This window comes from Aeromicrobium fastidiosum (assembly GCF_017876595.1).
Taxonomy (GTDB): domain Bacteria; phylum Actinomycetota; class Actinomycetes; order Propionibacteriales; family Nocardioidaceae; genus Aeromicrobium; species Aeromicrobium fastidiosum.
Genome location: NZ_JAGIOG010000001.1, coordinates 2,405,009 through 2,427,706 on the forward strand (window position 1 = coordinate 2,405,009; position 22,698 = coordinate 2,427,706).

Annotated in this window: 21 protein-coding genes and 1 tRNA gene; 8 read left to right on the forward strand and 14 right to left on the reverse strand. The window is 70.3% G+C overall.

Annotated features, from left to right (window positions below; all coding sequences use genetic code 11):
• Positions 1 to 6 precede the first annotated feature (6 nt).
• From JOF40_RS11935 to JOF40_RS11945, 3 genes are read right to left on the reverse strand one after another with little or no spacing between them, the layout of a single operon-like run.
• Entirely contained in the window at positions 7 to 549 is a 543-nt protein-coding gene (locus JOF40_RS11935; RefSeq protein ID WP_129185043.1) for a GNAT family N-acetyltransferase, read from the reverse strand.
• Positions 530 to 2,206, reverse strand: a complete 1,677-nt coding sequence (locus JOF40_RS11940) for an acetolactate synthase (protein ID WP_129185042.1) — start codon at positions 2,204 to 2,206, stop codon at positions 530 to 532. Before JOF40_RS11940 ends, JOF40_RS11935 begins: the two co-directional genes overlap by 20 nt.
• Positions 2,207 to 2,250: 44 nt before the next feature.
• Positions 2,251 to 3,168, reverse strand: a complete 918-nt coding sequence (locus tag JOF40_RS11945) for a DUF2785 domain-containing protein (protein ID WP_129185041.1) — start codon at positions 3,166 to 3,168, stop codon at positions 2,251 to 2,253.
• A 9-nt stretch (positions 3,169 to 3,177) separates the two neighbouring features.
• Here JOF40_RS11945 and JOF40_RS11950 point away from each other — a divergent pair, with 9 nt between their 5' ends.
• Positions 3,178 to 4,683, forward strand: coding sequence for a sensor histidine kinase (locus JOF40_RS11950; RefSeq protein ID WP_307800768.1), 1,506 nt, complete (start codon positions 3,178 to 3,180; stop codon positions 4,681 to 4,683).
• Between the two features lie 69 nt (positions 4,684 to 4,752).
• On the opposite strand, the gene JOF40_RS11955 is transcribed toward JOF40_RS11950, so the two are convergent.
• Complete coding sequence (locus tag JOF40_RS11955) at positions 4,753 to 5,004, reverse strand: WhiB family transcriptional regulator (protein ID WP_082530375.1); 252 nt, start codon at positions 5,002 to 5,004, stop codon at positions 4,753 to 4,755.
• 156 nt (positions 5,005 to 5,160) lie between these two features.
• Here JOF40_RS11955 and JOF40_RS11960 point away from each other — a divergent pair, with 156 nt between their 5' ends.
• The 3 genes from JOF40_RS11960 to JOF40_RS11970 all read left to right on the forward strand — a co-directional run bounded on the left by JOF40_RS11960 (position 5,161) and on the right by JOF40_RS11970 (position 7,918).
• Entirely contained in the window at positions 5,161 to 5,556 is a 396-nt protein-coding gene (locus JOF40_RS11960; RefSeq protein WP_129185039.1) for a hypothetical protein, read from the forward strand.
• 174 nt (positions 5,557 to 5,730) lie between these two features.
• A complete protein-coding gene (locus JOF40_RS11965) occupies positions 5,731 to 6,930 on the forward strand; it encodes an NAD(P)-dependent malic enzyme (protein WP_129185038.1) in 1,200 nt (399 codons plus the stop codon).
• A gap of 19 nt (positions 6,931 to 6,949) precedes the next feature.
• Positions 6,950 to 7,918, forward strand: coding sequence for a zinc-binding dehydrogenase (locus tag JOF40_RS11970; protein WP_129185037.1), 969 nt, complete (start codon positions 6,950 to 6,952; stop codon positions 7,916 to 7,918).
• Between the two features lie 12 nt (positions 7,919 to 7,930).
• Here the strand turns inward: JOF40_RS11970 and JOF40_RS11975 are convergent, their stop codons facing one another.
• The 4 genes from JOF40_RS11975 to JOF40_RS11990 form a co-directional block, all read right to left on the reverse strand.
• Positions 7,931 to 8,665 carry an AAA family ATPase gene (locus JOF40_RS11975; protein WP_129185036.1) on the reverse strand — a complete coding sequence of 245 codons (735 nt, stop codon included), beginning with the start codon at positions 8,663 to 8,665 and terminating at the stop codon, positions 7,931 to 7,933.
• A 91-nt stretch (positions 8,666 to 8,756) separates the two neighbouring features.
• Positions 8,757 to 8,915, reverse strand: coding sequence for a DUF1059 domain-containing protein (locus tag JOF40_RS11980; RefSeq protein WP_188111918.1), 159 nt, complete (start codon positions 8,913 to 8,915; stop codon positions 8,757 to 8,759).
• Between the two features lie 10 nt (positions 8,916 to 8,925).
• Positions 8,926 to 9,102 carry a DUF6104 family protein gene (locus JOF40_RS11985; protein WP_188111919.1) on the reverse strand — a complete coding sequence of 59 codons (177 nt, stop codon included), beginning with the start codon at positions 9,100 to 9,102 and terminating at the stop codon, positions 8,926 to 8,928.
• 19 nt (positions 9,103 to 9,121) lie between these two features.
• Complete coding sequence (locus tag JOF40_RS11990) at positions 9,122 to 12,940, reverse strand: multifunctional oxoglutarate decarboxylase/oxoglutarate dehydrogenase thiamine pyrophosphate-binding subunit/dihydrolipoyllysine-residue succinyltransferase subunit (protein ID WP_129185034.1); 3,819 nt, start codon at positions 12,938 to 12,940, stop codon at positions 9,122 to 9,124.
• Between the two features lie 244 nt (positions 12,941 to 13,184).
• Between JOF40_RS11990 and JOF40_RS11995 the strand changes: the two genes are divergently transcribed.
• The 3 genes from JOF40_RS11995 to JOF40_RS12005 all read left to right on the forward strand — a co-directional run bounded on the left by JOF40_RS11995 (position 13,185) and on the right by JOF40_RS12005 (position 14,984).
• Positions 13,185 to 13,694 carry a hypothetical protein gene (locus JOF40_RS11995; protein ID WP_209674561.1) on the forward strand — a complete coding sequence of 170 codons (510 nt, stop codon included), beginning with the start codon at positions 13,185 to 13,187 and terminating at the stop codon, positions 13,692 to 13,694.
• On the forward strand, positions 13,691 to 14,443 hold the full coding sequence (locus tag JOF40_RS12000) for a hypothetical protein (protein WP_129185030.1): 753 nt from the start codon (positions 13,691 to 13,693) through the stop codon (positions 14,441 to 14,443). Before JOF40_RS11995 ends, JOF40_RS12000 begins: the two co-directional genes overlap by 4 nt.
• Positions 14,444 to 14,537: 94 nt before the next feature.
• On the forward strand, positions 14,538 to 14,984 hold the full coding sequence (locus JOF40_RS12005) for a hypothetical protein (RefSeq protein ID WP_129185028.1): 447 nt from the start codon (positions 14,538 to 14,540) through the stop codon (positions 14,982 to 14,984).
• Here the strand turns inward: JOF40_RS12005 and JOF40_RS12010 are convergent.
• Together JOF40_RS12010 and JOF40_RS12015 are read right to left on the reverse strand one after the other, a co-directional pair.
• Positions 14,981 to 16,024, reverse strand: a complete 1,044-nt coding sequence (locus tag JOF40_RS12010; RefSeq protein ID WP_129185026.1) for a winged helix DNA-binding domain-containing protein — start codon at positions 16,022 to 16,024, stop codon at positions 14,981 to 14,983. The two genes, JOF40_RS12005 and JOF40_RS12010, sit on opposite strands and share 4 nt — an antisense overlap.
• Positions 16,025 to 16,039: 15 nt before the next feature.
• Entirely contained in the window at positions 16,040 to 17,635 is a 1,596-nt protein-coding gene (locus JOF40_RS12015; protein WP_129185024.1) for a glycosyl hydrolase family 18 protein, read from the reverse strand.
• Positions 17,636 to 17,860: 225 nt separating this feature from the next.
• On the opposite strand from JOF40_RS12015, the gene JOF40_RS12020 reads away from it, so the two are divergent.
• Positions 17,861 to 20,059 (forward strand): glycosyltransferase family 2 protein, encoded by a 2,199-nt coding sequence (locus JOF40_RS12020; RefSeq protein ID WP_246152970.1) that lies wholly within the window; start codon positions 17,861 to 17,863, stop codon positions 20,057 to 20,059.
• An 81-nt stretch (positions 20,060 to 20,140) separates the two neighbouring features.
• Here the strand turns inward: JOF40_RS12020 and JOF40_RS12025 are convergent, their stop codons facing one another.
• From JOF40_RS12025 to JOF40_RS12040, 4 genes are all read right to left on the reverse strand, one after another.
• On the reverse strand, positions 20,141 to 20,590 hold the full coding sequence (locus tag JOF40_RS12025) for an OsmC family peroxiredoxin (protein ID WP_129185021.1): 450 nt from the start codon (positions 20,588 to 20,590) through the stop codon (positions 20,141 to 20,143).
• Between the two features lie 68 nt (positions 20,591 to 20,658).
• Complete coding sequence (locus tag JOF40_RS12030; RefSeq protein ID WP_129185019.1) at positions 20,659 to 21,798, reverse strand: N(5)-(carboxyethyl)ornithine synthase; 1,140 nt, start codon at positions 21,796 to 21,798, stop codon at positions 20,659 to 20,661.
• A 73-nt stretch (positions 21,799 to 21,871) separates the two neighbouring features.
• A complete protein-coding gene (locus JOF40_RS12035) occupies positions 21,872 to 22,558 on the reverse strand; it encodes a GNAT family N-acetyltransferase (RefSeq protein ID WP_129185017.1) in 687 nt (228 codons plus the stop codon).
• Positions 22,559 to 22,612: 54 nt separating this feature from the next.
• Positions 22,613 to 22,684: transfer RNA gene (locus tag JOF40_RS12040), tRNA-Arg, on the reverse strand.
• Between the last annotated feature and the right edge of the window lie 14 nt (positions 22,685 to 22,698).

Consider the following 22,698-nt stretch of genomic DNA (forward strand, 5'->3'; position numbering starts at 1 on the left):
GTACCCTCACCGGCTCCCGTCGTCGGGCGGCAGGGCCAGCGCGAAGCCCCACAGGTGCGCCCCGGGCACCGGCGTCCAGTCGAGCTCAGGACGTCGTGCGAAGCCCATGGACCGGTAGAGCCGGTGAGCCGTCGTCATCTCGGTCAGCGAGCACAGCAGCACCTCGGTCAGACCCGCTCGCCGTGCTCGGTCGACGCAGGCCTCGACCAGTGCGCGCCCGACGCCGCGTCCTCGTGCACGTGGATCGACCGACAACGTCCTGAACTCGGCCTGGAAAGGCTGTCGGGCGAGCTGCGCGAACGCCGATCCGTGAGGGCACCACGTGACGGTGCCGACCAGATGCTTGCCGTCGACGGCCACCAGCACCTCGCTGTCGTCGGCGCGACCCGCGACGTCGCCGATCCACGCGGCGTACTCGTGGTCGTACGTGCCGTCGGCGCGGGTCAGGTGTCCGTCGGCCTCGTAGCCGGCGACCGTCAATCGTCCGACCTCGTCGTGCTCGTCGGCGCGGACGGGACGGACGACGAGGTCAGATGCCGGTGGTGGCACGGGGGTAGGCGGCGTCGACGTCTGTCATGACGTTGACGAGGTAGGGCACGCCCGAGGCGAGGGCGCGGTCGATCGCCGGCCCGATCTGGCGCGGGTCGGTGACCATCTCGCCACCGCCGCCGAGGGCCGTGACGACCTGGTCGTAGCGCGTCTGCGGGGCGAGGTCGGCGGCGACGTCGTAGCCGTAGATCCACTGCATGGGCCCCTTCTCGAGGCCCCACGCGGAGTTGTTGCCGACGATCATCACGACCGGCAGGTCGTGGCGCACCAGCGTGTCGACGTCCATCAGCGACATGCCCGCGGCACCGTCGCCGTACAGCAGCACGACTTGGCTCGACGGCCTGGCGATGCGCGCCGCCATCGCCGCACCCATGCCGGCACCGAGGCAGCCGTACGGCCCGGGATCGAGCCAGCCGCCGGGGCGCTTGGGCTCGACGAACTTGCCTGCGAACGACACGAAGTCGCCGCCGTCGCCGATCACGACGGCGTCGTCGGCCAGCCGGGGGAGCAGCTCGCCGTAGATGCGGGCGGGGTGGATCGGGTCGGCCTCGGCGGTCAGCAGCTCGCTGTCGCGGGCGGTCGCCGCGGCGACCTCGTCCTGCAGGGTCGACAGCCATGGCGTCCAGTCGGGACGTGAGCCGTGGGCGGCCGATCCCGTCAAGGCGTCGAACAGGCCTGTGAAGAACAGGCTCAGGTCGCCGTGGGCCGTCGCCGCGGTGTCGGCGTGCGACGAGACCTGACCGGCGGAGTCGGCGACGTGCACCGTGCGGGCCGGCGTGGCACCATCCTTGCCGCCGAAGACGCCGTAGCCGAGCCGGAAGTCGAGCGGCGTGCCGACGACGATCACGAGGTCGGCACGGTTGAACGACGTCGAGCGGGCCTTGGTGACGAGCTGCGGGTGCCCGCCGGGCACGATGCCGCGGCCCATGCCGTTCGAGATCACCGGGATGCCGGTCTCCTGGACGAACTGCAGCGCGGCGACCTCGGCCCGGTCGGCCCACACATCGGTGCCGAGCACCAGCACGGGGCGCTCGGACGTGCGGAGCAGCTCGGCGATTGCCCGCAGGGCGTCGGGATCGGGCTGCACGGGTGCCGTGGTGTTGCCCTGCGACGGGCTGCCGGTGGCCGCGCTGTTGAAGAACTCGTCCATCGGGACGTCGACGAACGTGGGCCCGCGGTGCGACGAGCCGGCCAGCGTGAACGCCTCGTCGATCGTCGGGGCGATGTCGGCGACGGTGTGCGCCGTGGTCGACGACTTCGAGATCGACGAGAAGATCGGCGGGTGGTCGAGCTCCTGCAGGCTGCCGGTGCCCCAGCGGTTGTTGGGCGCGCGGCCCCCGACCACGACGAGCGGCGACCCCGAGAAGCTCGCCTGCGCCACGGCGCTGACGCCGTTGGTGACGCCCGGCCCCGCCGTTAGCACGGCGAGGCCCGGGGTGCGGGTCAGCTTGCCGATCGCCTCGGCGGCGAAGACCGCGGTCGGCTCGTGACGCACGTCGATGATCGGCATCGCGGGCTCGGTCTTGACCGCGGCGTCGTACATCGGAAACACGTGTGCGCCCGAGAGCGTGAACAGCGTCGAGACGCCGTGGGCTCGTGCCACGTCGAGGGCGAGGATGCCGCCGTGCTGCGGCTCGGTGGTCTGGTCGGTCGTCATGTGACGCACGTTACTGGACGGTAGAGACTCCCGCCGGAGAGGTCTCAGCCCAGCGGACGCGCGCGCGTCGTCGGCCGGTACAGCCACGGCTGCTCGGCCCGGATCTGGTCGAGCACCGCCAGGATCAGGTCGGCGCGGTGGGCGGGCTGCTCGGCGAACAGCTCGGCGTCGGCGCGCAGGTCGTCGCGACCCTGCACGCCGAGCGCGAGCTGCAGGTGCAGCGCCCTCAGGAACGACGAGGTGTTGCGGACGCCGGGGGAGGGCCACTCGGCCTCGAGGTGCCCGCGGGTCTGCGGCGGCTTGATGCCCTGTCCGAGTCGCACGAGCCACGGCTCGACGATGACGGGGTCGAGCTCGTTGCGGTGCAGCAGCGTCATGACGGCGTAGGCCAGGCGATCGTCCTCGCCGTGCCGCCAGATGTAGGCCGTGGGAGTCAGCACCCGGTCGGCGATGACGTCGAGCAGCACCGTCAGCTCGAGGCGACCGAAGTGCCGCGACCGGGCCAGGGCGGCCAGCAGATCGGCGCCGTGGGCGATCGCATTGGCCCAGCCCTGCTCGGGTATCCAGCCGCGGTGGTCCTGCTCGCGGACGTACCAGGCCGTCGCCCGGTCGCCCCAGTCGAGCACCGACTCCGACGACATCAGGTGCTCGTTGTTGTCGCGGCCGATGATCTCGGCCAGCATCAGCGCGCTGTACGACCGGCGCATGACCGACACGTCGCCGTCGTGGCCGAGCCCGTACCGCAGGCCCGGGGCAATGCCGTCGCCCAGACCGGCCAGCAGCTGGTCGTACACACCGCGCGTGATCCACGTCGTCAACAGGGGATACGCGAGGTCCTCGCGGGTGCGCGGGTTGGGGTGTCCCAGCATCTCGACCAGCTCGACGGTGCTCTCGTCGAGACCTCGGTCGCCGGGCACGTCCATGCCGCTCTGCATGACCGCCTGCCAGTACGCCTCCGACATCTGTTCATCGTGTCACGGACACCCGGCCCGTTCGGCCCCGACTACGCTGCACGGGTGCCCTCGCTCGACGACATCGCGCAGTTCCAGACGTCCCTGACGTCCGACGACGTCGCGTGGCTGCACGCCCTGGTCACCGACTGGCAGATCATCGCCGACCTGTCGTTCTCCGACCTCGTGCTGTGGGTGCCCGACGCCGAGGCCAAGGGCATGTGGGCCGGTGCGCAGATCCGACCGACGACCGGTCCGACGACGCTGCTCGAGGACGTCGCGGGCACGTTCCTGCCCAGCAAGGCCGCGGGCGAGCACCCGGTGGAGAAGGCGCTGACGACGGGCCGGGTCGTGCCCGAGCACCTGGAGGAGCAGGCCGACGGCACCCGCGTCCTGGTCGAGGCCATCCCGGTGCGTCGCGCGGGCACGACGATCGGCGTCATCGCCCGGCGCAGCAGCGAGACGGGCCTGCGCACCGCGAGCACGCTCGAGCGGGCCTACTTCGAGGCCGCCGGCGAGCTGGGTGCCATGATCCGCCGCGGCGAGTTCCCGGTGCCCGGTGCCCGCTCGGACCTGGCCGACTCGCTGCGGGTCGGCGACGGGTTCATCCGCACCGACGTGCGGGGGGTCGTGCGCTACACCAGCCCCAACGCGCTGTCCGCGTACCGCCGGCTGGGGCTGACCGGCGACCTCGTCGGCACCCACCTGGGCGACGTCACGACGGGCCTGGTGGGCCGCCGTCCGACCGACCGCGGTGCCCGTGGCGTGCTCAGCGGCCGCGAGGCGTCCGAGGCCGAGATCGAGAACGCCAACGCCTCGCTCCTGGTGCGCACGATCCCGCTGCGGTCGTCCGGCCAGCGCAGCGGATCGCTGATCCTCCTGCGGGACGTCACCGAGCTGCGCCTGCGCGAGCGCGAGCTGGTGTCGAAGGACGCGACGATCCGCGAGATCCACCACCGGGTCAAGAACAACCTGCAGACCGTCGCGGCGCTGCTGCGGCTGCAGGGACGTCGCACCGAGAATCCCGAGGCGCGGGCGGCGCTCGAGGAGGCGGTGCGACGCGTCGGCTCGATCGCGCTGGTGCACGAGACGCTCAGCCAGTCGTTCAGCGACTTCGTGGCGTTCGACGAGATCGCCGACCGCCTGCTCCACACGGTGCTCGACGTGTCGAACGGCCCGGCCGGGGCCAACCTGGTGCGGCCCGAGCGGTTCGGCTCGTTCGGGCTGCTGCCGGGCGAGATCGCCACGCCCCTGTCGATGGTGCTGACCGAGCTGATCCAGAACGCGTCGGCGCACGCCTACGACGAGTCGGGCGGCACGCTGACGCTCGCGGTCAACCGCATCCGCGACAAGGTGCGGCTGCGGGTCAGCGACGACGGCATGGGCCTGCCCGACGACTTCGACGCGTCCCGCAGCCTGGGGCTGTCGATCGTGACGACGCTCGTCGAGGGCGAGCTGGGCGGGTCGCTACGGTTCGAGCCCCGGGTCGGTGGCGGCACCACGGTCGCCATCTCGCTGACCGTCTGACGGCCCGCACGGGCATACAAAGAACCCCGCGGCCGTCAGGCCACGGGGTTCACCGATACGTGCGTGTGCTCAGGCGGTACGGATACGTGCCCGAGCATTGCGACGCTTCAGCGTTCGACGTTCGTCTTCGCTCAAGCCTCCCCACACACCGTGATCCTGTCCGGACTCCAGTGCCCACTGAAGGCACTGCTCGCGGACATCACAGCGGCGGCATACGACCTTGGCCTCTTCGATCTGCAAGATGGCGGGACCCGTGTTGCCGATGGGGAAGAAGAGCTCAGGATCCTCATCGAGGCATGCCGACTTGTGGCGCCAGTCCATGGGGACACTCCTTCCCGTTCGGTGTTGCGCCCGTGGCAGGCCTGTTTGGCCTGATCAGGGGCATTGACTCCATGGTTTCAATATTTCAGGTGCTTTACAAGGGCAACGACATGCGGCGAATTGTCGGATGAGTCACATGGTGCCTACGCTGTCGCCGTGACGTCTCCCGGACGGCCGTCGGGAACGGCCAGAACCCTGCTCCTGATCGTGGCCGTGATCGTGTCGGCGGAGGCGTCGACCTTCGGCGTCCTGGCGGTCCTCGAGCTGCTCGACGTGTCGTCGGACCGTGTCGGTCTGGGCATCGGCGCGACCCTGTTCCTGCTCGTCGTGGCGGGCGGCCTGCTGTGGGCCGCCTCGCGCGTCGCGGTGGGGGAGGCGTGGGCCAGGAGCCCCCTGGTGTTCGCCCAGCTCATCCAGCTGGGGCTCGCGTGGAACTTCCGCGGCGACCCCGCGTGGCTCGCGCCGGCCATCGCGGTACCCGCCGTGGTCGTGCTGGCGTGCCTGCTGGCTCCGCCGGTGACGCGCGCCCTCACCGACGACCAGCCCGTGTGACGACCGTCCCATGTCGCGCCTCGGTTGCTGTGCCAGACTGAAGAGCGGGCACAACCCGCCTCTCTTTCCGCCCAGGCGGTTCGCTCCAGCTGTGGCCAGACACCGCACCGGCGACCTGATCGGTCCCATCGAGCCCCGCCAGGACTCCGTCCCCTCGTGAGGAACACGCCCTTCATGGTTGCCACCGACATCGACGTGCACGCCGCCGTCCCCGATCCCGACGACGCCGTCTTCGCCCTGCACCAGGGCGGCAAGATGAGCATCGCCGCCTCTGTCCCGATCCGGGACGCACACGATCTCTCGCTCGCGTACACGCCGGGCGTCGCCCGGGTGTGCGAGGCGATAGCGGCCGATCCCGACGTCGCCCACGACTACACGTGGGTCTCCAACACCGTCGCGGTCGTCACCGACGGCACCGCGGTGCTCGGCCTCGGTGACATCGGCCCTGCCGCGTCGATGCCGGTCATGGAGGGCAAGGCCATCTTGTTCAAGCAGTTCGGCGGCGTCGACGCGATCCCGATCGCGCTCGACACGACCGACGTCGACGAGATCGTCGAGACCGTCGTGCGACTCGCGCCGTCGTTCGGGGGCATCAACCTGGAGGACATCTCCAGCCCGCGGTGCTTCGAGATCGAGCGTCGTCTCGTCGAGCGCCTCGACATCCCGGTCTTCCACGACGACCAGCACGGCACCGCGGTCGTGACGCTCGCTGCGCTCATCAACTCCGCCCGGCTCACCGACCGCGACCTCGAGGACTTCAAGGTCGTGATCTCCGGTGCCGGCGCGGCCGGTGTCGCGATCATGAAGATCCTGCAGTCCGCCGGCGTCCGCAAGATCGCCGTGGTCGACCGGGCGGGTGTCATCCACCCGGGTCGTGACGACCTCAACGAGGTCAAGCAGTGGCTCGCCGACCAGACCGCGGGCTGGGCACGCCCCGGCTCGATCTCCGACGCCCTCGACCAGGCCGACGTCTTCATCGGTGTCTCCGGCGGCACCGTGCCGGAGGAGGCCGTCGCCCGCATGGCACCCGAGGCGATCGTCTTCGCGATGGCCAACCCGCACCCCGAGGTGCACCCCGACGTCGCGCACCGGTACGCGCGGGTCGTGGCCACGGGCCGCTCCGACTTCCCCAACCAGATCAACAACGTGCTGGTCTTCCCGGGCATCTTCCGCGGCGCGCTCGACGTCCGGGCCACGCGCATCTCCGAGGGCATGAAGCTCGCGGCCGCCACGGCGATCGCCGACCTGGTGGGCGACGACCTGTCCGAGACCTACGTCATCCCGTCGCCGTTCGACCCCCGCGTCGCCACGGCGGTGGCCCGCGCCGTCACCGACACGGCACGGCGCGAGGGTCTGGCCCGCCGCCCGTACTGACACCGAGGAGCAGCTCGACATGTTCGCCGTCTACGCAGGTCAGATCAACCCCAGGGACCCTCTCTCCGGGCTGGTGGTGGGCGAGCGTCCCGATCCCGAGGTGCCCGAGGGCTGGACGACCGTCACGGTCAAGGCCGCATCGATCAACCACCACGACGTGTGGAGCCTGCGCGGCGTGGGCCTGGGCGAGGCGTCGCTGCCGATGATCCTCGGCTGCGACGCCGCCGGCTACGACGAGGACGGCAACGAGGTGCTGGTGCACGCCGTCATCAGCGATCCGTCGTGGCGCGGCGACGAGACCCTCGATCCGAAGCGGTCGCTGCTGTCGGAGCGTCACCAGGGCACGTTCGCCGAGAAGGTCGCCGTGCCGACCCGCAACGTCGTGCCCAAGCCGGCGGGCCTGTCGTTCGCCGAGGCGGCGTGCCTGCCGACCGCGTGGCTGACGGCCTATCGCATGCTGTTCACCCAGTCGGGCCTCAAGCAGGGCGACACCGTGCTGGTGCAGGGTGCCGGCGGCGGCGTCGCGACGGCCGCCATCACCCTGGCCCGGGCGGCAGGCTTCCGGGTGTGGGCCACGAGCCGCGATGAGGACAAGCGGGCGCGCGCGGTCGAGATCGGGGCCCACGAGGCCTTCGAGTCCGGTGCCAGGCTCCCGGCGAAGGTCGACGCGGTCATGGAGACCGTCGGCGCGGCCACGTGGTCGCACTCGGTCCGGTCGATGCGCCCCGGCGGCACGATCGTCATCTCGGGTGCCACCTCGGGCGACGCCCCCTCGCACGCCGAGCTGACCCGCATCTTCTTCCAGCAGATGCGCGTGCACGGCTCCACGATGGGCACGCGCGACGAGCTGCACGCCCTCGCGCAGTTCATGGACGTCACGGGCACGCGTCCGCTGATCGACCGCGAGATCCCGATGGAGCAGGCTGCCGACGGGCTGCAGAGCGTCATCGACGGCAGCGTCTTCGGCAAGATCGTCCTGACGCGCTGACCCGCTGACGCCTCAGTCCTCAGCAAGGGTGTGGCGCAGATAGCGCATCGGGGTGTCGAGGTAGGCGCGGTAGTGGCGCACGAGCTCGAGCTCGTGCCACGTCGTCTCACGCAGGCCCCAGTCGCCGACCTCGAGGACGCGTGCCCCGGGCAGCGAGGCCAGCACGGGGGAGTGCGTGGCGCAGAGCACCTGCGCGCCGGACGCTGCGAGGTCGTGCAGGACGCGGATCAGCGTCAGGCTCGACCTGAACGACAAGGCTGCCTCGGGCTCGTCGAGGCAGTAGAAGCCCGGCGAGTCGAACTTGCGCGTCAGCACCTCGAGGAACGACTCACCGTGACTCATCGCGTGGTAGTCGGTGTCGTTGGGGCCGCCGTGTGCGTCCATGTAGGTGTACCAGCCGTGCATCGTCTCGGCACGCAGGAAGAACCCCCACCGTCCGGCACCGATGCCGCGCTGCACCTGCAGGTGGTGGTGCAGCGGCGACTCGGACCCCCGGGTCTCGTGGCGCCCGAAGGCCGTGCCGCCTTCGGGCGACAGTCCGTACGCGGTCGCGACGGCCTCGACGAGCGTCGACTTGCCGGAACCGTTCTCGCCGACCAGGAACGTCACGCCGGGCCGCAGGTCGAGGCCGTCGGCCATGACCTGCTGGACGGCCGGGATCGTCAGCGGCCATGCGCGCGGGTCGTGCGGGATGTCCGGGTGCGGGGACCACGAGACCCGGACGACGGGCGGCTGGTCGAATCTCATGGACCCACCCTGTCAGCCGGGGCGGACGAAACCTGATGCACCGTGACCACATACGGGTCACGGTGCATCAGGGTCGGTCAGTCGGGACCAGTCAGTCGGGGATGGTCTGAGCCATCTGCAGGATCATGCTCGCGGGGTAGGTGCGCCCCTCGTGCGCGGCCTGCAGGTGGGCGTCGACGGTCGTGACGAACTCGTCGTCGGTGCGTCCGACGAGCTGCTCACCGCAGGGACATGTCAGCGTCTTGGCCATGTCGATGAGCCTACTCGTCCTCGTCGTCGAGGCGGGCGAGCCAGGTGGCCAGGCGCTCGACCGGGATCTCGAAGTCGGGGTTGAGATCGACGAACGTGCTGAGCTGCTCGGCCAGCCAGGCGAAGGTGACCTCTTCGTCACCCCGCCTGGCCTGGAGCTCCTCGATCCCGCGATCGGTGAAGTACATCAGCGCTCCTGCAGCGACCTCAGGCGAATGCCTGCTGCATCAGGGTCGCCTGCTCCTCGACGTGCCGGCTGTGCGAGCCGACCGAGGGGGCGGACGACTCCGGACGCGACACGCGCAGCAACGGCAGACCGTCGAACTCGCCGCTGAGGTGCAGTGCGACGTGCGGCCACGGACCCTGGTTGGCGGGCTCGTCCTGCACCCAGCGCACCTCACGGGCGTTGGGGTACTTGGCCACCTCGGCGTTGAGCTCGGCGACCGGACGCGGGTAGATCTGCTCGAGACGGACGATCGCGGTGCGCGACTGGCCCGACTCCCGCTTCTCGCGTTCGGCCACGAGGTCCCACGTGACACGACCCGAGCAGATCAGCACGCGCTCGACGGCCGACGGGTCGGCGATCGTGTCATCGCCGATGACGGGACGGAACGAGCCGGTCGTGAAGTCGTCGGGTTGCGAGGCCGCGGCCTTGCTGCGCAGCATCGACTTCGGGGTGAACACGATCAGCGGACGGTGCTCGCTCTCGAGGTTCTGGCGACGCAGCAGGTGGAAGTACGACGCGGGCGTCGAGGGCTGCGCGACCGTCATGGCGTCGTCGGCGCACAGCGTCAGGAAGCGCTCGATGCGAGCCGACGAGTGGTCGGGTCCCTGTCCCTCGTAGCCGTGGGGCAGCAGCAGGACGACGCCCGACTTCTGGCCCCACTTGGTCTCTCCGGCCGAGATGTACTCGTCGATGACCGACTGGGCGCCGTTGACGAAGTCGCCGAACTGCGCCTCCCACACCGTCAGCGCCTCGGGACGGGCGACCGAGTAGCCGTACTCGAAGCCGAGCGCGGCGTACTCGCTCAGCAGCGAGTCGTACACGTGGAACGTCGCCTGCTCGTCGCCGACGTGCGACAGCGGGGTCCACTCGTCGGCGTTGGTGCGGTCGATGATCGTCGCGAACCGCGACGAGAACGTGCCGCGGCGGGTGTCCTGGCCGGAGATGCGCACCGGACGTCCGTCGAGCAGCAGCGAGCCCATCGCGAGGATCTCGCCCGTGCCCCAGTCGATCGGCCCGGCCGAGATGGACTGCGCGCGGCGCTGGAGCTGCGGCAGGACCTTCGGGTGGACCGTGAAGCCCTCGGGCACGTTGGTGTACGAGTCGGCGATCGCCTTCATGGTCTCGGGCGTGATCGCCGTGACCAGCTCGCCGGCGTGCTCGGGCTTCTCGGGGTAGTCGGGCGTCCGCGTGTAGTCGAGGTCGGCCGCAGCCTCCTTGACCTCCGCGAAGTTGCGCTCGAGCTGCGCCTGGTAGTCGGTGAGCGCGACCTCGGCCTCCTCCAGCGTGATGTCGCCACGACCGACCAGGGCCTCGGTGTAGAGCTTGCGCACCGACTTCTTGGCGTTGATCGTGTCGTACATCAGCGGCTGGGTGAACGAGGGGTCGTCGCCCTCGTTGTGACCGCGGCGGCGGTAGCAGACCAGGTCGATCACGACGTCCTTGTGGAAGGTGCGCCGGTACTCGTAGGCCAGCTGGGCCACGCGGATGCACGCCTCGGGGTCGTCGCCGTTGACGTGGAACACAGGTGCCTGGATCATGCGGGCGACATCGGTGCAGTATGTCGACGAGCGCGACGACGACGGGGACGTCGTGAAGCCGACCTGGTTGTTGACGATGAGGTGGATCGTGCCGCCCGTGCGGTAGCCGCGCAGCTGCGACAGGTTGAGCGTCTCGGCGACGACTCCCTGGCCGGCGAACGCGGCGTCGCCGTGCACGAGGACTGGCAGGACGGGGTAGGCCGCGCCTTGGTTGAGTCGGTCCTGCTTGGCGCGGGCGATGCCCTCGAGCACGGGGTCGACGACCTCGAGGTGCGAGGGGTTGGCCGCGATCGAGACCTTGACCTTGTCGCCGTTGCCGGACGTGAACTCACCCTCGACGCCCAGGTGGTACTTGACGTCACCGGAGCCCTGCACCGTGCGAGGGTCGATGTTGCCCTCGAACTCGCGGAAGACCTGGCTCGGACGCTTGCCGGCGATGTTGACCAGCGCGTTGAGCCGGCCGCGGTGCGCCATGCCGATGCAGACCTCGTCGAGCTTGTCGGCCGCGGCGGCCTCGCAGATCTCGTCGAGGAACGGGATCGTGGTCTCGCCGCCCTCGAGGCTGAACCGCTTCTGGCCGACGAACTTGGTCTGCAGGAAGGTCTCGAAGGCCTCGGCCTGGTTGAGCTTCTGCAGGATGCGCAGCTGCTCCTCGCGCGGCGGCTTGGTGTGCGGACGCTCGATGCGCTCCTGGAACCACTCGCGCTCGGACGGCTCCTGGATGTGCATGTACTCCAGGCCGATCGTGCGGGCGTAGGAGTCGCGCAGGATGCCCAGGATCTCGCGCAGCTTCATGAAGCGCTTCTCGCTCTTGAACGAGCCGGTCGCGAACTCACGATCGAGATCCCACAGCGTCAGGCCGTGCGATGCGGTGTCGAGATCGGGGTGGCTGCGGGGCGAGTTGTCGAGCGGGTTGGTGTCGGCCATCAGGTGGCCGCGCACGCGGAACGCGTGGATCAGCTCGAGGACGCGCGACTGCTTGTGCACCTCGTCGTCGTGGCTGACCGCGATGTCCTGCGCCCAGCGGATCGGCTCGTACGGGATCTTCAGCGCGCGGAAGATGTCGTCGTAGAAGCCGTCCTCGCCCAGCAGCAGCGCGTGGACGCGCTTGAGGAACTCGCCGGACTGGGCACCCTGGATGACGCGGTGGTCGTAGGTCGACGTCAGGGTCATCATCTTGCTGATCGCCATCTGCGCCAGCGTGTGCTCGGAGGCGCCCTGGAACTCGGGCGGGTACTCCATCGAGCCGACGCCGATGATGACGCCCTGCCCTGACATCAGACGCGGCACCGAGTGGTTGGTGCCGATGCCACCGGGGTTGGTCAGGCTCAGCGTCGTGCCCTGGAAGTCGGAGACCTCGAGCTTGTTGTCGCGCGCCTTGCGCACCATGGTCTCGTAGGCGGACCAGAACTCCGCGAAGCTCATGGTCTCGGTGGCCTTGATCGATGGCACGAGGAGGGTGCGTGATCCGTCGGGCTTCTTGAGGTCGATCGCGAGACCGAAGTTGACGTGCTCGGGCTTGAGCTGGTTGGGCTTGCCCTTCTCGTCGACCTCGTAGCCCGTGTTCATCTCGGGCATGGCCTTGACGGCCTGGACGATCGCGTAGCCGATGAGGTGCGTGAACGACACCTTGCCGCCGCGGGCGCGGGCGAGGTGGTTGTTGATGACCGTGCGGTTGTCGAAGAGCAGCTTGACCGGCACGGAGCGGACGCTCGTGGCGGTCGGGACCGTCAGGCTCGCATCCATGTTGGCCACGGTGCGGGCCGCGGCTCCGCGCAGGACGACCTTCTCGACCTCGCCGGGTCCGGAGGGCTGCTCGGCGGCCTTGGCGGGCTCGCGTCCCTTGTCGGACGCCTTGGCGCTCGACGCGGGCTTGGCGGGGGACGGGTGGCTGCCGTTGGGCGTCGGTGCGGCGGCCTCGGCGGGCGGGGTGGCGGGGACGGGCTTGACGGGCGCGGGGGAGTCGGGGGCCTTCTCCTCGGGCGGCGTCGCGGTCGCGGGCTCGGTCTTGGCGGCGGGCGTGACGTCGGAGGCGGGGGACGTCACTGGCGGCGCGGGAGTCGCGGCGGTTGCGGCCGTTGCGGGTGTCGAGCCGTTCGTCGCAGCTCCGTTCAGACCGGCACCGTCACCGGTCTCGAAGAAGGTGACCCAGGTGTCGTCGACCGAGGAGGGATCCTCCCGGTAGCGGTCGTGCATCTCTTCGACGAGCCACTGGTTCGTGCCGAAATCAGGGGTTGGATGGTCTTGGGAGGACTCGGCCACAGCCTCGATCGCCTCTTCCGATGTAAGTGCTGGCGCGCAGGGGAAAGTGTGCTCCCCACACTAACGCGGCGGGCCAGCCGGTCGCAGGCAGGTCGACAGGCGTGGTGGGTCACATGCGCGCCCCTCGACGTTCGTCCTCGGCGCAGCGGCGAGACGCCAGATGTGACCGGCATCACCCTTCACCGTCACGTGCGAGTCGCCCTAGGATCGTGACGCCCTGTCGACAACCGAAGGACTTCCCGTGGTGGAGCACGCCCAGATCGCCGCCCGTCTGACCTCTCCCGAAGGATTCCTCGAGCTCTGCGACGAGTCCGGCGTCATGGGAGCCAAGAAGAAGGCCAAGGCCGCCTTCGAGCTGTGGAGCCAAGCCGACCAGAAGTACGTCGGCACGTACCGCGGCATCCCCGCTCCCGGTGGCAAGGGAACGGGCTTCGTCATCCGCCTGTTCTGGGACCCGACGACGACCACGCCCGACCTCGCGGCCATCGAGGCCGCGATCCACGGTGCCGTGCCCGTCGACCTGATCCAGGCCGACGAGAAGGCCACCTACAAGCTGCGCGACAAGAAGCAGGGCCCGTTCTTCCACTGGCAGGGCATGAGCTCGCGGCCGCTGTCGCAGTGGTTCGGCGAGCGCTTCGGTGTCGGTGCGTGCGCCACCCAGCTGTTCGACCGCTCCGACCTGACGCAGGACGTCGCGGTCGTGGCGGTCACCGGCGGCGTCGACCACCTCTGGTCGTTCACCGCACCGCAGTGAACCCGGGCCGCGCCGCCCGCGACGTGGGCGGCTGGCTGCTCACCGCCGTCGGTGTCGTCGTCATCCTCCTCGTCACGACCGGTGACCACCGCTTCTCGCGCGGCGCAGGAGCAGTCGTCGCGGTGGCTGTCGGCCTCAGCGCGCTCGCACCCGTCCTGGCCGGCATCGCCTACTTGGCCGTGCGCCGTCGCAACCGCGCGACGGAGGCAGCAGTCGACGGGACATCCGTGTCGCCGAGGGCCCGAGCCGTGCAGACGTCGCTGGCCTCGGTGCTCGATCGCGTCGCCGAGTCGACCGATGGCGCCCTGGGGATGAGCCGCGTCGTGCTCGGCGACCGCCTCGAGCTGACCGCGACGACGCTGCGCGACATCGACGACCCGTGGGAGGCGCTGCGGGTCATGTGGTTCGTCCGTCCTTCGCAGGTGGCCGATTATCCGCAGTCGCAGCACCTGCGCAACCTCCCTGCATGGGCGCAGGACACGGTCGTGCTCCTCGACCTGCGGCGTGAGCTCCAGCTCCGCGGTGTCGGTTCGGCGCTGTCGGACGAGCCGGGCTTCTACCGCCACGGCTTCGCCCGCGTGTGCGAGGCGGCGACGCACACCGGCAGCGCCGAGCTCGTCGACGTCCTGCTGGGTGCGCGGCGGGAGGCATCGGCCGACGTCCGGACCGCCCATCGCGAGCGTCAGAGGCTGCTCGAGCTGCTCGACGACGTCGCGGTCTGGACAGGGTTGCTCGACGGTCGCCCCTAGGCGTACGCGGCAGGGCCGGCAACGACCGGCGTCGTAGGATGGCGCGACGGCGACGTGTCCGCCCGGGATGCCGGTGGACGTGAGGGGGGGCACGATGTTCGGTTCGAAGAATTCGAAGAAGAAGATCGACGACCTGATGGCGCAGCTCAGGCCGGACCTGAGTCGGGAGTCGCTCGGCGTCGGCCCCGACTTTCCGGGCGTCGCCCCGAATCCGCTCCTGAGCAGGGACGCGTCGAGACGTGCCGCGGAGCTGCGCGCCGGCTCGCTCGCGCTCGGCGTCCTCGTCGACTGGCGAGAGGTCAACAGCAATCCACGTGTCGTCCTGATGCTCGACGTCGAGACCGCCGATGGCGTCTCCTTCCGCGGCATCGCCGACGAGAGCCTGACGATCACCGAGCTCACCCGGCTGGCCGCGGGCCAGACGATGCCCGTGCGCTACCGGCCTGCCGTCATGGATCACTGCGTCGCCCTCGCCCGGGACGCGGACCCCATCGAGGTGCAGCAGCTGTCCGACAGGATCGCGAGCCGCAGGCAGAGCTAGTCGACGAGGCGCAGCTCGGGCTCGAGGCCGACGAACCGTCCGAACGCCGCGGCCTCGCCCTCGAGTCCTCGGCGCAGGCGGGCGGTCACCGGCACCGTCGGCCGCACGGTGACCACGACCCGGCGAGCAGCGAGGGTGCGGGTCCACGACCCGGCCAGGCATCCGTCGACGAACAGCAGACCGGTGGCCCGCATGACCTCATCGGTCGAGGTCGCGATGAGCGCGTAGTCGTCGGCGTCGCGGGCGTACGACACGTACTCGTCGAAGTTGGAGAGCAGCATGACCGGCGGCACCTCGGCCGGCACCGGCTCGTCGAGCGTCCAGCGCTCCGTGCCGTCGACGACGACGGGTGACAGCTCGCCCAGCACGATCGCCCGTCGGCTGTCGGTCAGGGTCAGGCTCGTCCACCATGCGAGGTCCTTGTCACGCACGGGGCCGTGGCCGCGGGCGTACCGCCGGGCCACCTCGGCGAGCATCTCGTCACGGGTCAGCCCGACGGGACGAGGCGCGAGCAGGCGGTAGGTGTGCTGCTTGCCCCGGACAGGGCCATTGGCGACGAGGGTCTCGATCTCGGCGGCCATCATGACGTGCGCGACGGCCTGGCCGGGCAGCCCGAGACCCGCCTCGTCCAGCACCGTCGCCAGCTCGGCCCGCGTGAGCGTCGCGCCGTCGGACAGCGCCTCGACGACCAGCTCGACACCTCGCTCGACGACGTCGTCCGTCAGGCCGATCGTGCGATTCGTCGACTGGATCAGTCGGCGGACGCGCGGCGCGGTCAGCGCCTGCAGCCAGTGGACGTCGTCGGCTGCGACGAGGTGCCAGGTGGGGCGCAGCACATGGGTGCGGACGACCTCGCCGCCGCCGAACGCCTGCTGCAGGTCGGCCAGCGTGGCGGCCTGCAGCCGCCGGGACACGCCCCACAGCGCCATGTCGTGCAGCTGCGACTGCACGCACCCGAGGTGACGCACGACGTCGACCAGTGCGTCGAACCTCGGCGCGTCGAGCGCCTGGGCGTGCAAGCGTCCGGTGACGGGCCTCATCGCGCGCCGGTCACGTCAGTCGGTGCCCTCCGCGGCGACCTTCGCCGCCAGCCGCAGCTCGGCATCGGTGAGCTGCCGCCACGGCGACGGCTCGTTCTGCGTCGACCGAGCGTCAGGGCTGGTGCCGGCGGAGTACCACTTCGCGACGAACGGGGTGCCCTTCAGCATGACGCGCTCGCCCTTGCGGTACGCGACGTCCTGGTCCCATGCGGGGTAGGTGCCGACGGGCAGCACGGGCAGCACGATCGGCTTCTCGCCCGGCAGGACCGGACCGATGAGCCGCCACGGGGAAGCGCTCTCGTCGACCACCGGGTCGTCCGGCACGTCGCCGAGCGACCACCACTTCGCGACGTAGGCGTTGCGGTGCCACACGACCCGTGTGCCCTCGACGTACGTCTCGTCCTGCGCCCAGATGGGGTACGGGCTCGTGCTCGGGTCGTCGGCGAGCGGCATGTCGGCACCGTCACGACCGCCGGTGGGCTTGCCGGTGGGCGTGGCGGTCGGGGCGACCTCGGTCTTGTCGGGCGTGCCCGTCATGGTGCCGCGCAGCAGCGTCGCGAAAGAGTCGGACCCCTGGTTGACGCCGCTGCAGGAGTTGGACACCACCGTGAGGTCGGGGTAGTTGGCACCGCAGGTGCGATCGCGGTTGAGCGACCACATCGACATGCGCCCGAGCCCCTTCTCGGCGGCGAACGCGCTGAGTCGGCGGGCAGCGGCGATCGAGAAGATCTCGCCCGGGACGTCGTTCTGGCCGACCATCGGCGTCGCGCCCATGCGGCGCCACAGGGTCGCCGAGCCGACGTCCTGACCTGCCCGGGCGTAGACCTGGCTGAGCTGCCGGTGGGTCGCGGTCAGCGCGGCGGTCGACGCATCGAGCATCGACTGGCCCTTGGCGCGGCTGGCGCCGTAGTCCATCGTCATGACGTTGACGCCCGACAGGTCGACCTTCTGCTCGAGCATCGCCGCGACGACCTGGCGACCCTCGGTCGACAGCCCTTCCGGCGACACGGGCAGCGTCAGCCAGACCCGCAGGTTCTTGCCGGCCTTGGCCCGCTCCACCTGGAGCGCCTTCATCGCCACCGCGCGCCGGGTCGTGGCCGTGGTGTCGCCGAGCTGGGCGCCCTCGATGTCGAGATCGATCGTCCGCAGGTCGTAGCGCTCGACCACCGACCGGTACGCATCCACCAGCGCGGCCGGATCGGTGCACGTGGTCGACAGCTCGGAGTTCACCGCACCGCCGAACGACACCACGACGCTGCCGCCCTGCTGGCGCAGTCGGGCGATGCGTCGGTCGAGGTCGAGATCGTCCGACGCGGCGTCGAGCGAGTAGGCACCGCCCCAGGCGGGCTCGCAGGTGCTGGTCTGGCTGGCCACGACGAACGACAGCACGATGTCGCGGTCGGCCTTCGTCGTCGGCTGCTCGAACTCGTAGAGCGGGGTCACGGTCGCATCGACGTACGCGGCATACCAGGCGGCACCGTTGGAGCTGGCGGCCTGCGCGTCCTGCACGTAGCGCCAGCTGGACGTTCCGGCATAGGTCAGGCCCGCGATGACCGTCACGAGGACGGCCAGTCGGGGAAGGGACAGTCGTCGTCCGTCGAATCGGCCCACCGGCCACGCTCCTCAGCACTGCTCCCCGAACACCCCCATGGTGACACCCCGTCCGGGGCCGTGAGCGAGTGGGACCTGTCGATGGCTACTGTGGCCGCGGGGGTTCACGAGGGAGAAGTAGGCGTGCGGCTCAGGCTCAGGCGCAAGGTGACAGGGACGGAACCGAAGACCCGGAGGCAGTGGGGTGCCGAACGGCGGTCGGAGCCGTTGTCGATCATCCATCCGGTGCCGAGCAGCTCCAAGATCACGCGCGGACGCATCGGCATCGTCGTCACGATCCTGGCGTGGATCGGCTACGTCGTGTCGACCATCATCCGCCAGTTCATCGACTACGGCGGCAGCTTCCGGTTCACGATGGAGGCCCTGTCGTACCTCGTCGTCGTGACGTTCCTGACGTTCTCGGCGCTGATGTACCTCGTGGCCAGGCAGGGCGCGCTGATCCGCTTCCGCGACCACGACCGCGCGCCCCGAGGGATGCTCGACCGGCACTTCGCCGACACCCGCAGCGAGCGCCTGACGGTGCTCATCCCGTCGTACGCCGAGGAGCCCGACGTCGTCCGGCTGACGCTGTGGAGCGCGGCGCTGCAGGAGTACCCCTATCTCGACCTGGTGCTGCTGATCGACGACCCGCCGACGCCGAGCGACCCCGACGTGCTCGCCAAGCTCGAGGCCACGCGCCGGCTGGCCCCCGACATCGAGGAGGCCCTGAGGGCACCCCGCGAGCGGTTCCGGACGTCGCTCGACAAGGCCTCCAAGCGCCTCGCCACCCGAGGCGTCGACCGCCGGGCGGTGACGACCTTGCTGGCCGACTATCGGGCAGCGGTGACGTGGTTGGAGGACATGGCCGCCGCCGAGGAGGTCGTCGACCACGTCAGCGAGTTCTTCGTCGACCAGGTCCTGTTCGGGCTGGCCAACGAGCTCAACCTCACCGCGATCGCCCTGCAGGCCGCGCTCGACCAGGGCGGCCTGCCTGACGCGGACCGGGTCGAGGAGCTGCACCGCCGTCTGGCCTGGACCTTCCGGGCCGATCTCTCCAGCTTCGAGCGCAAGCGGTACGCATCGTTGTCGAACGAGGCCAACAAGGCCATGAACGTCAACTCATACCTCGGCCTGATGGGCCACGTGTGGCGACCCAACCGGACCGCGGCGGGCCTGATGCTCGACAAGGTCGAGGAGGCGGCACCGGGTGACGTCGACATCCCCGACTCCGGCTACGTCCTGACGCTCGACGCCGACTCGCAGCTGCTGCGCGACTACTGCATGCGCCTCGTGTACTACCTCGAGCAGACCGAGAACCAGCACGTCGCGATCATCCAGACGCCGTACTCGTCGTTCCGCGGCGCGCCGACCCGCATCGAGCGGATCGCGGGGGCGTCGACCGATCTGCAGCACATCCTCCACCAGGGCAAGACGCATCACAACGCGACGTTCTGGGTGGGCGCCAACGCCGTCATCCGCAAGCGGGCGCTCGAGGACATCGTCGAGGTCGAGAACGTCGGCGGCTACGAGATCAAGACCTACATCCAGGACCGCACCGTCATCGAGGACACCGAGTCGAGCATCGACATCGGCACCGCGGGATGGTCGCTGGTCAACTATCCCGAGCGGCTGAGCTACAGCGCGACGCCGCCCGACTTCGGGTCGCTCGTCGTGCAGCGCCGGCGCTGGGCCAACGGCGGTCTGCTGATCATGCCGAAGCTCTGGCGGCAGGTGCGCCAGCGTCGCCACAGCCGCGAGCGGGTGCACCTGACCGAGCTCGCGCTGCGGGTCAACTACATGGGCTCGATCGCGTGGGCCAGCTTCGGGCTGATGTTCCTGCTGTTCTACCCCTACGACAGCCGGCTCCTGAGCCCGCTGGTGCTGGTGGCGGCGCTCCCGTACTTCTTGGCGATGGGCAGCGACCTGCGGGCCTGCGGCCACCGGTTCTCCGACATCTTCCGCATCTACGGGTTCAACCTGGTGCTGCTGCCGGTCAACCTCGCGGGCGTGCTGAAGTCGATCCAACAGGCGTTCACGGGCGAGAAGATCCCGTTCGCCCGCACGCCCAAGGTGCGCAACCGCACGGCCGCGCCGGCCCTGCACGTGCTGGTGCCCTACCTGATCGTCGGGTTCTCGATCCTGACGGCGTACCGCGACTTCAATCACCAGAACTGGGGCAACTTCGGCTTCGCGGTGTTCAACGCGGTGCTGGCCGGCACGGCGATCCGCGCCTACATCGGCGTCCGGGCCTCGCTGGTCGACATGGGCCTCGGCGTCGTCAACTGGCTGTTCGTCGAGCGTCGTCCCCAGAAGGTCGAGGCCCCACCGCCGACCGACACCGCGATCGACTGGGCGTCGATCCTCTACTACGGCGACCGCCGGCTGGCCCGCGACCTGAGGCGGCGCGACGACCGGCGACGGAGGCTGCGCAGCGCACCTCGCTAGCCCCCCAGATGTGTGACGATCCGCCCCGGTGCTCCGTCGGGAGCGGGGCGGATCGTCACACTTCTCGGGGACGGATGAGGGCTACGCGCTCTCGAGCGTCGCGTCGAGCGTGATCTCGGGGACGGACGCCAGTGCCTTGCTCAGCGGGCAGCTGACCTTGGCTGCCTCGGCGGCCTCGAGGAACCCGGCCTCGTCGATGCCCTCGACCTCACCGCGGACGGTCAGGGCGATCTTGTGGATCTTGAAGCCCTGGTCGTCCGGGTCCTCGCCGAGGGTGACCTTGGCCGTCGTCTCGATCGAGACGGGCGTGGCGCCCTTCTGGCCGAGGATGGCCGTGAGCTGCATCGTGTAGCACGACGAGTGGGCAGCACCCAGCAGCTCCTCGGGGTTGGTCGCGCCCCCGCCGTCGTCGGACGAGCGCTTCTTGAACGACATCTCGAACGTGCCGAGACCGGAGTCGGTGAGCTCGACCTGTCCGGAGCCGTCCTCGAAGCCGCCGTCCCAGGCGGTGCGTGCAGTGCGTGTGGGCATGCTGTGAACCTCTCGTCGGTGTGTGCCATCGACGCTACTGCCGACCCCGCGACACGCAACCGGGTTCGTCAGACGGCGACGTGCGGGAAGTCGCCCGACCGCTTCTGGAAGGCCAGGATGTCGGGGTTCTGGACGACGCCCTGGCGGATCTCGATCGAGCGCCGGACCGTCTCGTCGGCGTCCCACGAGTCCGGTCCCGCCAGCACCTTGCCGAGGTAGGGCAGCAGCGCCTGGCTGATCTCCCACGTCGCGGAGTTCCACAGGTACGACGGGCTGTGGTCGACCGCGTAGTACGTCACGCCGTGGCCCACCGTGAACGTCGGGTCGTCGAACGTCGTGGGGCGCGCCCACTCGAAGCCCATTCCCTCGTCGCACGAGACGTCGACGATGACGGTGCCGGGTGCGAGGGTCGGCAAGTCGACGTCCATCAGGAACGAGACGGGGGAGTTGGGGTCCTGCAGGACGCAGTTGACGATGACGTCGTGCTCGGCCAGCAGCGCCGGCAGCGGCACCCACTCCTGGTCTACCAGCGCGCGGCTCTCGGCGGGGGAGTCGGCCGGGTCGAAGTGCACGATGCGGGCGGAGTGGATGGGCGCGCTGACGGCCGCGACGCCGCGCTGCGTGAAGATGTCGACGTCGTGGATGCCGTGCGACGTCAGCGCCGTGACGGCGCCGCGGGCGGTCGCGCCGAAGCCGATGACGGCGGCCGTGAGCCGGCGACCGTAGGTGCCGGTCAGCCCGGCCAGCGACATCGCGTGCAGCACCGAGCCGTACCCCGCGAGCTCGTTGTTCTTGTGGAACACGTGCAGCAGGAAGCTGCCGTCGCCGCCCCAGTGGTTCATGGCCTCCCACGCGACCAGCGTGAGGCGGCGGTCGATCGCGACCTGGGTCAGTGCGGCGTCCTGCACGCAGTGCGGCCAGCCCCACAGGATCTGTCCCTCGCGCAGCTCGCGCAGGTCGTCGGCGTTGGGCTTGGTCAGCAGGATGACGTCGCAGCGCGCGATGAGCTCGGCACGCGTCAGCAGTCCGCCGACCAGAGGACGCAGCTCGTCGTCGGTCACGCCGAAGCTCTCGCCGTACCCCTCTTCGAGGAACACGTGCGGCCGCACGTCGTCGCTCAGGCGGTCGAGGTGGCGGGGGTGGAGCGGCAGCCGTCGCTCGTTCTCCTTGGCCGTGTGGGCGATGACTCCGAGGTCGAGCAGGTCCATGGAAGCTCCGTGCTGGGTGTTTCCGCAGAGGGTCCGCTGCTCGGCCAAGCCGGTCCGAAGGACTGCTGTGAGGCTACCCGGTGCGCGCCGTGGGACGTTCGTCGCGCGCGGCACGGCGGAACAGCTGCAGCGAACCGACGGGCGTGAAGCCCGCCGCCAGCACGGCTCGCAGGCTGGCCGCGTTGCCGGGCGCCACGGCGGCCACCACGAGCTCGCCGGCGGCGACGGTCGTCAGTGCGTCGCGGACGAGCGACGTCCCGGCCCCGCCCCGGTGCGCGGGGTCGACCTCGAAGCTCAGCTCGCGCAGACCGCCCACGCCGCGGCCCACCGTCGCGACGCTCGAGTCGTCGCCGCCGGGATGCCCGAGCACCTCGACGTCGTCCCGCAGCCCGGCCGCCAGGAGCGCTCGGGGATGGCTGCGCAGGTCGGGACGGGGCACGAGCCGGGCAGGGGCGTCCGTGGTCCTGGTGCCTCGTCCGACGAGCAGCGCGTCGAGGCTGTCGATCCAGGCACCCGGCCCGGCGATGGCGGCGATGAGCCTGGGGTCGTGCGCGCCGCCGAATCCGTCGGCACCCAGGGCCATCAGCTCGTCGTCACCGACGGTCGGGGAGATCGCGAACACCGCCCGGCCGGTGAAGGCGATGACGGCCTCCAGCCCCGGACGCCACGGATCGACCCGCTGCCAGCCGCCGTCGGGCGGGAGGAAGTCGCCGGCTGCGAACGAGGCGATCAGCTGTGCGACGGGGTGGTGGTGCGGCACGTGCCCTCCGCGTCTCGATCGAGACCGCGGGGGCTGCGGCACCGAGGATATCGGTGCCCCCGGGAGGATTCGAACCTCCGCTTCCGCCTCCGGAGGGCGGCGCTCTATCCCCTGAGCTACGGGGGCCAATGCGGCCAACT

What these genes read in the sequence shown, in the direction of transcription:
- JOF40_RS11975 (WP_129185036.1), bottom strand. Translation starts at nt 8,665, where the DNA reads ATGAGATTCGACCAGCCGCCCGTCGTCCGGGTCTCGTGGTCCCCGCAC.
- JOF40_RS12030 (WP_129185019.1), bottom strand. Translation starts at nt 21,798, where the DNA reads ATGGACCTGCTCGACCTCGGAGTCATCGCCCACACGGCCAAGGAGAAC.
- JOF40_RS11945 (WP_129185041.1), bottom strand. Translation starts at nt 3,168, where the DNA reads ATGTCGGAGGCGTACTGGCAGGCGGTCATGCAGAGCGGCATGGACGTG.
- JOF40_RS11980 (WP_188111918.1), bottom strand. Translation starts at nt 8,915, where the DNA reads ATGGCCAAGACGCTGACATGTCCCTGCGGTGAGCAGCTCGTCGGACGC.
- JOF40_RS11970 (WP_129185037.1), top strand. Translation starts at nt 6,950, where the DNA reads ATGTTCGCCGTCTACGCAGGTCAGATCAACCCCAGGGACCCTCTCTCC.
- JOF40_RS12010 (WP_129185026.1), bottom strand. Translation starts at nt 16,024, where the DNA reads ATGAGGCCCGTCACCGGACGCTTGCACGCCCAGGCGCTCGACGCGCCG.
- JOF40_RS11955 (WP_082530375.1), bottom strand. Translation starts at nt 5,004, where the DNA reads ATGGACTGGCGCCACAAGTCGGCATGCCTCGATGAGGATCCTGAGCTC.
- JOF40_RS11940 (WP_129185042.1), bottom strand. Translation starts at nt 2,206, where the DNA reads ATGACGACCGACCAGACCACCGAGCCGCAGCACGGCGGCATCCTCGCC.
- JOF40_RS12005 (WP_129185028.1), top strand. Translation starts at nt 14,538, where the DNA reads ATGTTCGGTTCGAAGAATTCGAAGAAGAAGATCGACGACCTGATGGCG.
- JOF40_RS11985 (WP_188111919.1), bottom strand. Translation starts at nt 9,102, where the DNA reads ATGTACTTCACCGATCGCGGGATCGAGGAGCTCCAGGCCAGGCGGGGT.
- JOF40_RS11965 (WP_129185038.1), top strand. Translation starts at nt 5,731, where the DNA reads ATGGTTGCCACCGACATCGACGTGCACGCCGCCGTCCCCGATCCCGAC.
- JOF40_RS12025 (WP_129185021.1), bottom strand. Translation starts at nt 20,590, where the DNA reads ATGCCCACACGCACTGCACGCACCGCCTGGGACGGCGGCTTCGAGGAC.